This window comes from Actinacidiphila sp. bgisy144 (assembly GCF_057708105.1).
In genome coordinates this window covers 113284-126726 of record NZ_JBYIRM010000003.1, presented here as the reverse complement: position 1 = coordinate 126726, position 13443 = coordinate 113284, and the positions used below count along the sequence as shown (strand labels likewise).

At 74.0% G+C, this 13443-nt stretch carries 13 protein-coding genes; 5 read left to right on the top strand and 8 right to left on the bottom strand.

Going from position 1 to position 13443, the window contains the following annotated elements; translation table 11 throughout:
* The first annotated feature begins 10 nt into the window (after positions 1-10).
* Both AC3EVP_RS05155 and AC3EVP_RS05150 read left to right on the top strand, forming a co-directional pair.
* Positions 11-439: an organic hydroperoxide resistance protein gene (locus tag AC3EVP_RS05155; protein WP_335983226.1), complete on the top strand. Its 429-nt coding sequence runs from the start codon at positions 11-13 to the stop codon at positions 437-439.
* Positions 440-617: 178 nt separating this feature from the next.
* On the top strand, positions 618-3122 hold the full coding sequence (locus AC3EVP_RS05150; RefSeq protein ID WP_435126563.1) for a beta-glucosidase family protein: 2505 nt from the start codon (positions 618-620) through the stop codon (positions 3120-3122).
* 19 nt (positions 3123-3141) lie between these two features.
* Here AC3EVP_RS05150 and AC3EVP_RS05145 read toward each other — a convergent pair whose 3' ends face one another.
* Positions 3142-4089 carry an SGNH/GDSL hydrolase family protein gene (locus tag AC3EVP_RS05145; RefSeq protein WP_435126560.1) on the bottom strand — a complete coding sequence of 316 codons (948 nt, stop codon included), beginning with the start codon at positions 4087-4089 and terminating at the stop codon, positions 3142-3144.
* A 267-nt stretch (positions 4090-4356) separates the two neighbouring features.
* Here AC3EVP_RS05145 and AC3EVP_RS05140 point away from each other — a divergent pair, with 267 nt between their 5' ends.
* Both AC3EVP_RS05140 and AC3EVP_RS05135 read left to right on the top strand, forming a co-directional pair.
* Positions 4357-4851, top strand: a complete 495-nt coding sequence (locus tag AC3EVP_RS05140; protein ID WP_335983220.1) for a DUF3145 domain-containing protein — start codon at positions 4357-4359, stop codon at positions 4849-4851.
* Between the two features lie 81 nt (positions 4852-4932).
* Complete coding sequence (locus tag AC3EVP_RS05135) at positions 4933-5811, top strand: NAD(P)-dependent oxidoreductase (RefSeq protein WP_435126557.1); 879 nt, start codon at positions 4933-4935, stop codon at positions 5809-5811.
* 243 nt (positions 5812-6054) lie between these two features.
* Here AC3EVP_RS05135 and AC3EVP_RS05130 read toward each other — a convergent pair whose 3' ends face one another.
* The 7 genes from AC3EVP_RS05130 to AC3EVP_RS05100 form a co-directional block, all read right to left on the bottom strand.
* Positions 6055-7323 carry a beta-ketoacyl-[acyl-carrier-protein] synthase family protein gene (locus AC3EVP_RS05130; protein WP_435126554.1) on the bottom strand — a complete coding sequence of 423 codons (1269 nt, stop codon included), beginning with the start codon at positions 7321-7323 and terminating at the stop codon, positions 6055-6057.
* Between the two features lie 108 nt (positions 7324-7431).
* Entirely contained in the window at positions 7432-7677 is a 246-nt protein-coding gene (locus AC3EVP_RS05125; protein WP_335983214.1) for an acyl carrier protein, read from the bottom strand.
* Between the two features lie 68 nt (positions 7678-7745).
* Positions 7746-8780 carry a ketoacyl-ACP synthase III gene (locus AC3EVP_RS05120; RefSeq protein WP_435126550.1) on the bottom strand — a complete coding sequence of 345 codons (1035 nt, stop codon included), beginning with the start codon at positions 8778-8780 and terminating at the stop codon, positions 7746-7748.
* On the bottom strand, positions 8777-9772 hold the full coding sequence (locus AC3EVP_RS05115) for an ACP S-malonyltransferase (protein ID WP_435126547.1): 996 nt from the start codon (positions 9770-9772) through the stop codon (positions 8777-8779). The genes AC3EVP_RS05120 and AC3EVP_RS05115 overlap by 4 nt, the downstream gene beginning before the upstream one ends.
* 90 nt (positions 9773-9862) lie before the next feature.
* On the bottom strand, positions 9863-11002 hold the full coding sequence (locus AC3EVP_RS05110) for a PucR family transcriptional regulator (protein WP_335983320.1): 1140 nt from the start codon (positions 11000-11002) through the stop codon (positions 9863-9865).
* A 139-nt stretch (positions 11003-11141) separates the two neighbouring features.
* Positions 11142-11855 carry a pirin family protein gene (locus tag AC3EVP_RS05105; RefSeq protein ID WP_435126544.1) on the bottom strand — a complete coding sequence of 238 codons (714 nt, stop codon included), beginning with the start codon at positions 11853-11855 and terminating at the stop codon, positions 11142-11144.
* Positions 11852-12673 carry a serine hydrolase domain-containing protein gene (locus AC3EVP_RS05100; protein ID WP_435126541.1) on the bottom strand — a complete coding sequence of 274 codons (822 nt, stop codon included), beginning with the start codon at positions 12671-12673 and terminating at the stop codon, positions 11852-11854. Before AC3EVP_RS05100 ends, AC3EVP_RS05105 begins: the two co-directional genes overlap by 4 nt.
* 296 nt (positions 12674-12969) lie before the next feature.
* Between AC3EVP_RS05100 and AC3EVP_RS05095 the strand changes: the two genes are divergently transcribed.
* Positions 12970-13431, top strand: a complete 462-nt coding sequence (locus AC3EVP_RS05095; RefSeq protein ID WP_335983205.1) for a MerR family transcriptional regulator — start codon at positions 12970-12972, stop codon at positions 13429-13431.
* Positions 13432-13443: the final 12 nt, after the last annotated feature.

The following is a 13443-nucleotide window of genomic DNA, read 5'->3' as shown; positions in this document are numbered from 1 at the left end:
GGAACCGTTCATGACCATCAAGTCCGTCAATGTCCTGTACACGGCGGTCGCCACCGCGGAGAACGGCCGGGACGGCCGGGTCGCGAGTGACGACGGCAAGCTCGACGTGGTGGTCAACCCGCCCAAGGAGCTGGGCGGCAGCGGCGCGGGCACCAACCCCGAGCAGCTCTTCGCGGCCGGCTACAGCGCCTGCTTCCAGGGCGCGCTGGGCGTGGTGGCCCGCCAGGCGAAGGCGGACATCTCCGGTTCGCGCGTCACCGCGAAGGTCGGCTTCGGCACCGTCGAGGGCGGCGGCTACGGCCTGACCGTCGAGATCGCCGCGTCGATCCCGGCCGTGGACGAGGCCACCGCCAAGGACCTGCTGGAGAAGGCGCACCAGGTGTGCCCGTACTCCAACGCCACCCGCGGCAACGTGGCAGTGACGCTCACCGTCGTCTGACCCGCCTCGCACCGCACGTCCGCTCGCCCCCCGGCCGCCGGCCGGGGGGCGAGCGCCGTTCCGCGCCGGGCGCGCCGCGGGTCTCCTCCCGGGCGGGGTGCCGCGGTGATACTGGGGCGCGGGTCACCGGTCACCGGTCACGGGTCACGGGTCGACGGCATCGGCGAAGGGATGCGGCATGGCGGAGCGGGGCACGGGCGAGGACACGGCCGAACAGGCGGTGGCACGGGCGCTGGCACGGCTGGACCTGGCGGCAAAGGCCGACCTGCTGGCCGGCCGCGACATGTGGGCGCTGCGCCCGCTGCCGGAGATCGGGCTCGGCGAACTGGTGATGTCCGACGGCCCGATCGGCGTACGGGGCCGGCGCTGGACCGCGGTGGACCCGTCCGTCGCGCTGCCCAGCCCCACCGCCCTCGCGGCCGCCTGGGACCCCGCGCTGGCCCGCCAGGCCGGCCGGCTGCTGGCCCAGGAGGCGCGCCGCAAGGGCGTCCACGTGCTGCTGGCGCCCACGGTGAACCTCCACCGCAGCCCGCTCGGCGGGCGGCATTTCGAGGCGTACAGCGAGGACCCCTACCTGACCGGCGTGATCGGCACCGCCTACGTGCGGGGCGTGCAGGACGGCGGCATCGGCGTCACCGTCAAGCACTTCGTGGCCAACGACGCCGAGACCGAGCGCTTCACCGTGAACAACACCGTCGGCGCGCGGGCCCTGCGCGAGTTGTACCTCGCGCCCTTCGAGGCGATCGTGCGGGACGCCCGGCCCTGGGGCGTGATGGCGGCGTACAACGCGGTGAACGGCGTGCCGATGACCGAGCACGCGCAGTTGCTGCGCGGGGTGCTGCGCGAGGAGTGGGGCTTCGACGGGGTGGTGGTCTCCGACTGGTTCGGCGCGCGGTCCACGGTGGGCGCGATCCGCGGCGGCCTGGACCTGGCGATGCCCGGCCCGGTGACGGTCTACGGCGAGGCGCTGGCCGCCGCGGTCCGCTCCGGCGAGGTGGATGAGCAACTGGTCGACGAGGCGGCCGCGCGCGTGCTGCGGCTGGCCGCGCGGGCCGGGCTGCTGGCCGGGGCGCCCGCCGAGGCCGCGGCGCCCCCGCCCGCGGTCGACGGGGCGGCCCTGGCCCGCGAGATCGCGGTCCGCGGCTGCGTGCTGCTGAGCAACGCGCCGCGGCCCGGGCGCCCGGCGCTGCCGATCGACCCGTACGGCGGCGGGATCGCGCTGATCGGCGCCGCCGCCCGGCACGCCCGCGTCCTCGGCGGCGGCTCCGCGCAGGTCTTCCCCGACCACGTGGTCTCGCCGCTGGACGGGCTGCGGGCCGCGCTGCCGCGCCAGGTGCCGCTGGTGTACGCCACGGGCGCCGACCCGAGCGACGAACTGGCGCCCGCCGGCGAGGGGTTCACACTGCGCGCGGTCGCGCTGGACGCGGGCGGCCGGGAGCTGGGCAGCGAGCCGCTGCCCAGCGGCCAGGTGCAGTGGATGGGCGACCTGCCCGAGGGCGTGGCCTACGAGGAGCTGAGCGCGGTCGAGGTGCGCGGCGTGTTCGTCCCGGCCGTGGCGGGCGCGCACCGCTTCGGCACCCGCGGCAACGGCGGCTTCCGGCTGGAGGTCGCCGGCCAGGTGCTCTTCGACGGGGTGCAGTCCGACCCGCACGAGGACCCGTTCGAGGCGTTCTTCGGCCGCCCGGCCGAGCGCGGCGGCGTCGAACTGCCCGCGGGCGAACCGGTCGAGGTGGCGCTGCGCTACACGCTGCCGCCGGAACTGGCCGAACTGCCGATCCAGGCAGTCGGGTTCAGCCTGCTGCACGGCGAACCGGAGCGGGACCCGGAGGAGTTGCTGGCGGAGGCGGTCGCGGTGGCGGCCGCGGCCGAGACGGCGGTGGTGGTCGTGGCGACCACCGAGCGGGTGGAGTCCGAGGGCTTCGACCGGACCGGCCTGCGGCTGCCGGGGCGGCAGGACGAGCTGGTGGCGCGGGTGGCCGCGGTCAACCCCCGCACGGTGGTGGTGGTCAACGCCGGTGCGCCGGTGGAGCTGCCGTGGCGCGAGGAGGTCGCGGCGGTGCTGCTGGCGTGGTTCCCCGGCCAGGAGGCGGGCGCGGCGCTCGCCGACGTGCTGCTGGGCGCCGAGGAGCCGGGCGGCCGGCTGCCCACCACCTGGCCGGCGAGCCTCACCGACGCCCCGGTCTCCCAGGTCACCCCGGTAGAGGGCGAACTCGCCTACGACGAGGGCCTGTTCATCGGCTACCGCGCCTGGGCCGCCCGCGGCGGCCCCGACCCGGCCTACCCCTTCGGGCACGGACTGGGCTACACCTCTTGGGAGTACACCGCGATCGAGGCGCAACCGTCCGCGGACGAGGGCGTGTTGGCCACGGTCCGGGTCGCGGTGCGCAACAGCGGCGGCCGGGCCGGGCGGGAGGTCGTGCAGCTCTACCTCACGCCGCCCGGCGGCACCCGGCGGCTGGCCGCCTTCACCGCGGTGGCGGCGGCGCCGGGCGAGAGCGCCGAAGCGGTGCTGCGCGTGCCGTCGCGGGCCGCGGAGTTCTGGGACGAGGCGGCGGGCGCCTGGCGGCCGGAGCCGGGCCCGTACGTCCTCGACGCGGGCCGCTCCAGCGCCGACCCGCGCCTGACCGCGCCCCTGCCGCACCCGGCGGAAGCCCCGCCCGCGACCCCGCCCGAAAAGCCGTAGCAGCCCCGTCCGGAAGGCCCTAGCTCGGCGGGCGGGACGCCACCGCCGCCATGATGCGGGCCAGTTGGGACTGCCCCTGCTGGTTCGGGTGGAACCAGTCCCAGGTGCTGAGGTCGCCGGTGCCGAAGCGGTAGGCGAAGACGGCGCCGCCGTCGTAGCGGCAGCGCCGGTAGGTCGCGCAGACCTGCCCGAGCACCGTGTTGTACGCCTGCACCCGGGTGCGCACCGCGGTGCGGCGCTGGGTGGCGGCGGCGCTGTCGGAGGTCGGGTCGTCGAGCATCGTGGGGCACAGGCCGAGCTTCCACACCTCGCGGCCCAGCAGGTTGGAGCGGCCGACCGACCACAGCCGCTCCAGGTCGGGGATGCTCGCCACCAGCACCTGCGTGGCCGGCAGCGCGCGGTGCAGGTACGCCAGGGTGGCGGCGACGGAGGCGCGGAAGGCGGCGACGGACGTCATCGTGCCGGTGTCGGCCGCGCACGCGTCGTTCGCGCCGATGAGGACCGTCACCATCGCCGGGTGGTGGGCCGCGGCGGCCCGCGCCTGGGCGGGCAGGTCGGCGGCGTGCGCCCCGGACTGCGCCAGGTTCCAGCTGCGGGCCGCGCCCAGCCGGGCGCTGACGCTGTCCACCTGCTGCCGGCCGCCGGTCGCCCAGGAGACGTCCGGGCAGTCCGACAGCGGGTGGCAGGCGTCGAAGCCGCGGGTGATGGAGTCGCCGATCGCGGCGACGCTGCCCGGGCGGGTGTTCCACGGCCGGGCGGGCGGGCGCGCGGCGGCGGACGGCGCGGCGGACGCCGAGGGCGGCGCCGAAGGGGAGCCCGAGCGCGGCGCGGTGGCGGTCGCGGAATGCGACGTGTGTGCGGCAGCCGTCCGTCGGCCACCGTCCGGCGCGCCGCCGCCGGCACCGCATCCGCCCAGCAGAGCAGCGGTCACGGTGAGTGCCAGAGCAAGTCCCGACAGCTTGCGCATGCGCTTTCTCCTCCCGGTTCCCTCCGACGAGTGGGTGACATCTGCCGTCGGCCCGACCGTACGCCACCCCCGGGAAGACGTCGCAGGGTAGCTTTTCCCCTGACAGGTGTACCGATCTGACGGGAGGTCGACGTCCGGCGGACGACAGGACGGAAGTTGTCCTGATTCAGCTGAATAGTGCAGAATGTGGCATGTTGCCCCGGGTTCAACCAGTACGAGGGTGAGGCCGCTGGGGAAGGCGAACCTCGTCCCACACTGGAGGAACCGGTGACGACACGTGGAGTTCTGTACGTGCACGCCGCACCGCGCGCGCTGTGCCCACATGTGGAGTGGGCCGTCGCGGGCGTCCTCGGCGTGCGTGTCAACCTCGACTGGGTCCGGCAGCCCGCGGCTCCGGGCACCTGGCGCGCCGAGTTCTCCTGGCAGGGTGAGCCCGGCACCGCCTCGAAACTCGCGTCCGCGCTGCGCGGTTGGCAGCTCGTACGCTTCGAGGTGACCGCGGAGCCGTGTGCGACCGCCGAGGGCGAGCGCTACAGCGCGACCCCCGAACTCGGCATCTTCCACGCGGTCATCGGCATGCACGGCGACATCCTCATCCCCGAGGACCGGCTGCGCGCGGCCATGCAGCGCGCCCGCAAGGGCGAGGCCGACCTCGAGGCCGAGCTGTCCCGCCTGCTCGGCAAGCCCTGGGACGACGAACTGGAGCCCTTCCGCTACGCCGGCGAGGGCGCCCCGGTGCGCTGGCTGCACCAGGTGGTCTGAGGTACGACCAGCCGGACGACCGCGCCCGCCCCCGCCGTACGCCCTCCCGCGTTCGCCGCGCCGGGGCAATAGCCTGCTGGCATGTCATCGCAGAAGCTCACCGTCGCAGTCCTGGGCACCGGCATCATGGGCGCCGGTATGGCCCGCAACCTCGCCGCCGCCGGACACGACGTCCGCGCCTGGAACCGTACGATTGCCCGCGCGCAGCCGCTCTCCGACGCCGGGGTCCAGGTCACCGCGGACCCCGCGGCGGCGGTCGCCGGCGCGGACGTGGTGCTCACGATGCTGCTCGACGGCCCCGCCGTGCTCGACGTGATGCGCACCGCCGGGCCCGCGCTGACCCGGGGCGCGGTGTGGGTGCAGAGCAGCACGGTCGGGCCGGACGCGCAGAGCGAACTCGCCGCCGTCGCCGCGGCGGGCGGGCTGCTCTTTCTCGACGCACCCGTCCTCGGCACCAAAGCGCCTGCCGAGAGCGGTCAGTTGACGGTGCTCGTGGCCGGGCCCGCCGCTGCCAGGGCGCTGGCCGGGCCGGTCTTCGAAGCGATCGGCAGCAAGGTGATCCATGTCGGCGACGACGGGGACGGCGGCGCCGCCAGCGCGCTCAAACTGGTGCTCAACAGCTGGGTGCTGGCCATCACGAACGCCGCCGGCGAGGTGATGGCGCTCGCGAAGGGGCTCGGGGTCGACCCCGACCGCTTCTTCGAGGCCATCGAGGGCGGCCCGATGGACACGCCCTACCTCCGCCTCAAGGCGTCCGCGATCCGCGCCGGCGACTACTCCCCGTCCTTCACGGTCGAGGGTGCGCTCAAGGACCTCACGCTCATCGTCGACGCGGCGGAACGGCGCGGGGTCCGGCTCGACGTCGCCGCCGCGGGCGCGGAACGCTTCCGCCGTGCCCTCGACCAAGGACACGGCGGAGACGACATGGCCGCGGCGTACTTCGCCAGCTTCCCGGGGTAACTGGACCCCCCGGGGTGGTGCGTTCTGTCGGTTCAGGGACCACCTGCCGGTGGGGGGCTTGTCGCGCCGTTCCGCCCCCAGAGCGCTTCGCCTGGGAGGTGCCCCCAGCGCCACCTGGATTTGCCCGGGTACTCCCGGGGCAAGCACGCGGCGCGCCCCAAGGGGCGCGGGGAACTGCGCGACGAGCCACCCACGGACCGCAAGGTCCTGGGACTACGGGTCCGGGCAGCCCGGAAGGTCCCGTTACTGCGGCAGTGTCCGGAGCGCGAGGACGACGTTGTGCCCGCCGAACCCGAAGGAGTCGTTCAACGCGGCGATGGTGCCGGTAGGCAGCTCACGGGGCTGGTCGCGGACGACGTCCGCGTCCATCTCGGGGTCCGGGTTGACCAGGTTGATCGTGGGCGGCGCGATCCGGTGGTGGAGCGCGAGCACCGTCGTGACCGTCTCGATCCCGCCGGCCCCGCCGAGCAGGTGCCCGGTCATCGACTTGGTCGCGGAGATCGCGATGTGGTCGACGTCGTCGCCGAACACCTTGCGCAGCGCCTTGAGTTCGGCGATGTCCCCCTGCGGGGTGGACGTCGCGTGCGCGTTGGCGTGCACGATCTCCGCCGGCTTGATGTCCGTGTTCTCCAGCAGGTGCTGGAGCGCGGACGCGATCCCGCGGCCGGACGGCTCCGGCTGCGTGATGTGGTGCGCGTCGGCCGAGATGCCCTGGCCGACCGCTTCGCAGTAGGCCCGCGCGCCGCGCGCCGCCGCGTGCTCCGCGGACTCCAGGACCACCACGCCGGCGCCCTCGCCGAGCACGAAGCCGTTGCGGGCAGCGTCGTAGGGACGGGACGCGCCCTGCGGGTCCTCGTTGTTCTTGGACATCGCCATCATGTTGCCGAACGCCACGATCGGCAGCGGGTGGATCGCCGCCTCGGTGCCGCCGGCCACCACCACGTCGGCCCGGCCGGTGCGGATCATCTCGATCGCGTAGCCGATCGCCTCCGCGCCGGACGCGCAGGCGCTGACGGGGGTGTGGACGCCCGCGCGGGCGTTGACGTCGATACCGACGTTCGCGGCCGGGCTGTTGGGCATCAGCATCGGCACGGTGTGCGGGGAGACCTTGCGGACCCCCTGGTTCTTCAGAACGTCGTACTGGTCGAGCAGGGTGGTGACGCCGCCGATGCCGGAGGCGATCACCGTGCCGAGCCGGTCCGGGTCGACCGAGGGGTCCTCCCCGGCCTTCGCGGTGAACCCGGCGTCGGCCCACGCCTCGCGCGCGGCGATCAGCGCGAACTGCGCGCTGCGGTCGAGCTTGCGGGCGACCGGGCGGGGCAGGACCTCGCCCGGCTCCACCGCGATGCCGGCCGCGATCCGCACCGGCAGTTCGGCGGCCCAGTCCTGCGTAAGCGTCCGGACACCGGAACGGCCGGCCAGCATGGCGTCCCAGGTCGACGCGCTGTCGCCACCCAGAGGTGTGGTTGCTCCGATACCGGTGACGACCACGGTGCGATTGGTCGGGCTCACAGGAATTGTCTCTCCACGTCTAGAAGGGCGGGCGACAGGCGCGTCGTCCGGGTGTTCACAGGTCCGCCGGGGACCCGCGGCGGGGGATGAGGCCGCGGTGGGGTCCGCTCAGCCCTGGGCCTTGAGGATGTAGTCGACCGCGTCGCCGACCGTCTTGAGGTTCTTGACGTCGTCGTCCGGGATCTTCACGTTGAACTGCTCCTCGGCCGCCACGACGACCTCGACCATGGACAGCGAGTCGACGTCCAGGTCGTCGGTGAAGGACTTGTCGAGCTGCACGTCCTCGGTGGGGATGCCGGCGATCTCGTTCACGATGTCGGCGAGACCCGCGACGATCTCTTCCTTGGTGGCCATCTTTACGGCGCTCCTTGATGTGTTGCTGTGCGATGCGGCGTGCGGGACTGCGGCGCCGCGAGGTGTGTCTAGGGGAGAGTAACGACCGTGGCCGCGTAGACCAGCCCCGCCCCGAAACCGATGATCAGTGCGGTGTCGCCACTCTTGGCCGCACCGGAGGCGAGCAGCCGCTCCATCGCCAGCGGGATGGAGGCCGCCGAGGTGTTGCCGGTGGTCTCGATGTCCCGGGCGACCGCGACGTGTTCGGGCAGCTTGAGGGCCTTGATCATGGAGTCGATGATCCGCATGTTGGCCTGGTGCGGGATGAAGGCGTCGAGGTCCTCGGCGGCCACGCCGGCGGCGTCCAGCGCCTCCTGGGCGACCCGGGCCATCTCGTACACCGCCCAGCGGAAGACCGCCTGGCCCTCCTGCGTGATCGCGGGGAACTTGACCTCGCCGCGGGTGTCGACCGGCAGCTGCGAGGTGTCGCTGGAGCGGAACGCGTCCCACGCCACCGTCTGGGTGATGGTGCCGGCCTTGTCGCCCTCCGAGCCCCAGACGGTCGGCCCTATGGCGGGCTGCTTGGCCGGGCCGAGCACGACCGCGCCCGCGCCGTCGCCGAAGAGGAACGCGGTCGCCCGGTCCTCCTTGTCGGTGAGGTCGCTGAGCCGCTCCACGCCGATCACCAGGACGTGCCGGGCGGACCCGTCGGTGATCATGCCCTTGCCGAGGGTCAGGCCGTAGGTGAAGCCCGCGCAGCCGGCCGAGATGTCGAACGCGGCCGGCTTGCCCGCGCCGATCCGGTGGGCGATCTCGGTGGCGATCGCCGGGGTCTGCTTGAAGTGCGAGACGGTCGCGACCACGACCGCGTCGATGTCGGCGGCGTCGAGCCCGGCGTCGGCGATCGCCTTGCCGGCGGCCTCGATCGACATCTCGGCGACCGTCTCGTCCGGCCCGGCCCAGTGCCGGGAGGCGATCCCGGAGCGGGACCTGATCCACTCGTCGCTGGAGTCGATGTGCTCGAGGATCACCTCGTTGGGCACCACCCGGACCGGGCGGTAGCCGCCCACGCCGACGATGCGGGCGTACGGAGCACCTTTGCTGGGGCTGATCTTCGCTGTCATCGCTGCGGGTGCTCCTTCGTCGCGTCCTGGGAGGGGGCGTCTTCCGGTCGGTCCTGCGGCGGAACGCCCGCCGCCTCCGCGGCCAGCTCGCGCGCGGCGTCGAGCTGGTCCGGTGTCTTCAGCGCCAGGGTGCGGACGCCGGGCAGGGCGCGCTTGGCGATACCCACCAGCGTGCCGCCGGGGGAGACCTCGATGATCGCGGTGACCCCGAGCTGCTTGAACGTTTCCATGCACAGGTCCCAGCGCACCGGGTGCGAGACCTGGTTGACCAGCCGGCCCACGACGTCCGCGCCCTTGTCCACCTTCTGCCCGTCCGCGTTCGAGACATACGGCAGCGACGGGTCGGAAACGGTCAGCGTCGGCGCGAGGGCCTCCAGCGCGGCCACCGCCGGCGCCATGTGGTCGGTGTGGAACGCGCCGGCCACCGCCAGCGGCCGGACCCGGGCGCCCTCGGGCTTCTGTTCGGCGAGTGCCGCCAGCTGCTCCAGGGTGCCGGCCGCCACGATCTGCCCGGCGCCGTTGATGTTCGCCGGGGTCAGCCCCAGCCCGGCCAGGTGGGCGACGACCGTGTCCTGGTCGCCGCCGAGCACCGCGGACATGCCGGTCTCGGTGACCGCGGCCGCCTCGGCCATCGCCCGGCCGCGGGCGGCCACGAACGCCAGCGCGTCCTGCTCGGTCAGCACGCCGGCGAGCACCGCCGCGGTGATCTCGCCGACGCTGTGCCCGGCGACCGCGTCGGGCCGCCCGGCGGCGCCGTCGCGGAACACGCCGAGCTCACCGGCGGACAGCAACCCGGCTGCCACCAGCAGCGGTTGGGCCACCTTGGTGTCGCGGATCTCGTCCGCGTCGGCCTTCGTGCCGTAGTGGACGAGGTCGAGGCCGACCGCGTCGGACCAGCCCGCGAGCCGGTCGGCAGCGCCGGGCAGGTCGAGCCAGGGAGACAGGAAGCCGGGCGTCTGGGCGCCTTGGCCGGGAGCGACGAGTACGAGCACGTTCACACTCTCTCTCGCGGGCGGGTGTCACCGCCCGTGGGGACAAGGACGAAGAAGTGTCAGCCGATTTGTGGGTGTCCAACAAACGTGTCAGCGCCGCGGGTCCTTGTCGGAGAGTCGGCCCAGGATCAGGGCGATGCGCAGGGTGAACGCCGAACGTACGTCGGAGGGTGACCAGCCGGTGACGTCGGTCACACGTCGTAGCCGGTAGCGCACCGTATTGGGGTGCACGAACAGCATGCGCGCGGCCCCTTCCAGCGAGGACGCCTGCTCCAGGTAGACACTCAGAGTCTCCAGTAGCGCCGAGCCCGCCTCTTCCAGCGGCCTGTAGATCTCCTCCACCAGCTGACTGCGAGCATAGCGGTCGCCCGCCATCGCACGCTCCGGCAGCAGATCGTCGGTGAGTACCGGGCGTGGCGCGTCCGGCCAGGCCCGGCACGCCTTGAGCCCGGCGGCCGCGGCCTGCGCGGACCGGGTCGCCGACAGCAGGTCGCCGACCACCGGGCCGGCCACCACCGGACCCGGCGCGAACGGCCCGATCAGGGCCTTCGCCACCCGGATCGGGTCGTCGTCGCCCCCGGCGATCACCACCAGCCGCTCGCCGAGCACCCCGGTCAGCACCTGGAGCTTCGCGTGCCGGGAGGCCCGGCGGATCGCCTCCACGGTCAGTTCGCTGTCGCCGTTGGGCGCGGTGCCGAGCACCACCACGATCTTGTCCGGCGAGTTCCAGCCGAGCGCGGCGGCCCGCGACAGCACGCCCTCGTCGGCCTCCCCGGAGAGCACCGCGTTGACCACCAGCGACTCCAGCCGGGCGTCCCACGCGCCGCGCGCCTCGGCGGCCTGCGCGTAGACCTGCGCGGTGGCGAAGGCGATCTCCCGGGCGTAGACGAGCAGCGCCTCGCGCAGCACGCCCTCGTCGCCGGGCGCGGCCACCTCGTCGATCGCGGACTCCATGACCTCGATGGTGGTGCGCACCATCTCCACGGTCTGGCGCAGCGAGATCGCCCGGGTCAGCTCGCGCGGGGCGGTGCCGAAGACGTCGGTGCTGATCGCCTGCGGTGCCTCGGGGTGGCGGAACCACTCGGTGAACGCGGCGATACCGGCCTGCGCGACGAGCCCGATCCAGCTGCGGTTCTCCGGGGGCATCGCCCGGTACCAGGGCAGTTGCTCGTCCATCCGCGCGATGGCGTGTGCGGCCAGCCGCCCGGCGGACTTCTCCAGCCGGCGCAGGGTCGCGGTGTGGTCGCCGCGGGGCGGCTCGGATCGGGCGGGCCGGGACGGCCGCTGCGGCGGGTTCTGCGCGGAAGGAGGCACGGTCCAAGCCTGCCTTATGGCCGCGGTCACTCGGGGGGCGGGTTGTCCGTTTCGGTCATCCGTAGGTGGGCTCGGCGGTCATCCGCCAGACCAGGTACTCCGCGTCCGGGGCCGAGTCGGCCCGCCGCGCGGGGGCGTCGGTGGCGCGCAGGGCGTCGCCCGGGCCGAGCCGCGCGGCGCCGATCCGGACCCGGCCGCGCAGCACATGCACGTACTGGAACGGGGCGGCCGGCAGGTCCTGCGCGCCGCGGGCCAGGTGCAGCGCGGCGTGCGGCTGGCGCAGCGGCAGCGCGGCGCCCGGGGCGGCGGAGGCGAGCGGGAACAGCCCCGGCCCGGCCGGTACGGCGCCGGCGGCGACGGTGTGCCGGGGCGGGCCGCCGGCCGGGTCCGGGTGCAGCCACATCTGGAGGAAGCGCAGGGGCGCGGGGCCGGGGTTGCGCTCCACGTGGCGCACGCCGGCGCCCGCGCTGAGCAGTTGGGCGTCGCCCGCGCGCAGCCTGGTCGCGGTGCCGTCGGCGTCGCGGTGCTCCAGCTCGCCCTCGATCACCCAGGTGACGATCTCGGTGTCGCGGTGCGTGTGCTCGGCGAAGCCCGCGCCGGGGGTGAGGCGCTCCTCGTTGCAGGCCAGCAGCATCCCGAACCGCAGGTTCGCCGGGTCGTAGAAGTCCGCGAAGGAGAACGCGTGCAGCGTCTCGATTCCGGCCGACGGCTCCCCGCCGGGATAGCGGCGCCCGGCGGGCCAGACCTCCTCCTGCGGCTGCCCGGTCATCCGGCGGCGGGCAGTTCGGCGAGCACCGCGTCGGTCAGCGGCGGCCACGCCTGCGTCGCCCACTCGCCGAAGGGGCGGTCGGTCAGCACCGCGCAGGCCGCGCCGGCCCGCGGGTCCACCCACAGGAAGGTGCCGGACTGGCCGAAGTGGCCGAAGGTCGCGGGGGAGGAGTGGGCGCCGGTCCAGTGCGGGCGCTTGGTGGCGCGGATCTCGAAGCCCAGGCCCCAGTCGTTCGGGTCCTGCGCGCCGTAGCCGGGCAGGACGCCCTTCAGGCCCGGGAACGCCACGGAGGTCGCGGTCACGACGGTCGAGGGGTGCAGCAGCCGCGGGTCCTGGAGTTCCGCGGCGAACCTCAGCAGGTCCGCGACCGTGGAGACGCCGTCCGCGGCGGGTGAGCCCTCCAGCGCGGTGTCCGCCATGCCGAGCGGCTCCAGCACCGCCTGGCGGGCGTACTCCGCGAACGGGATGCCCGCGGCCTTCGTCAGCGCTTCGCCCAGCGCCTCGAAGCCGGTGTTGGAGTAGATGCGGCGTGTTCCGGGCAGGGCGAGGACCTTCTCGGCGTCGAAGGCGAGCCCCGAGGTGTGGGCGAGCAGGTGCCGTACCGTCGAGCCCTGCGGGCCCGCCGGGTCGTCCAGCTCGAAGACGCCCTCCTCCCACGCGACCAGCACCGCGTACGCCGCGAGCGGCTTCGTCACCGACGCCAGGGGGTACCTCCGGTGGAGGTCGCCGTACGTCCCCGCCACGGTTCCGTCCGCCCGGACCACGCCCGCGGCGGCGTTCGCCACCGGCCACTGCCCGATCATCGCCAAGCTCTCCATGGACCTGACCCTACGGGGTGCCCCCTCCGCGGAGTTGCGGGACCTTGCAGTCCGCGGTGGCTGGTCGCGCCGTTCCCCGCGCCCCTTTGGGGCGCGAGCTTCTTCCGCGGGAGTACCCGGGCGAATCCAGGGGCGCGTGGGGGTACCTCCCAGGCGAAGCTCTGGGGGAGAACGGCGCGACCAGCCCACCACCGGGGGGTGGTCCCTCAGCCGGCAGGCACCACCCACCCCGGGGGGTCGGGGGCACCCCGAACCCCCTTGCCTGGAGTGCGCTCGAAGGTCTTAGCGTGGGGGGTATGACAGTGGTGCGGGTGGGTCAGAGGCAGACGGATACCGAGGCGCACTGCGCAGCACCTGAGCCGCATATGCGTCCGGACGGCCAGGACCAGTACACGATCGGCGAGGTCGCGGCGTTCACCGGGCTGAGCGCCCACACGTTGCGGTGGTACGAGCGGATCGGGCTGATGCCGCACGTGGACCGCTCCCACACCGGCCAGCGCCGTTTCACCAACCGCGACCTGGACTGGCTGGCGTTCGTGGGGAACCTGCGGCTGACGGGGATGCCGGTCGCGGACATGGTGGCGTACGCGGAACTGGTGCGCGCCGGGGAGCACACGTTCGGCGAGCGGCACGCCCTGCTGGAGTCGACCCGGGCGGACGTGGTGCGGCGCATCGCCGAACTCCAGGGCACCCTGACGGTGCTGGACCGCAAGATCGACACGTACGCGGCCGCGCACTCCCCGAATCGCACGGCCTGAGCCCGGCAGCCG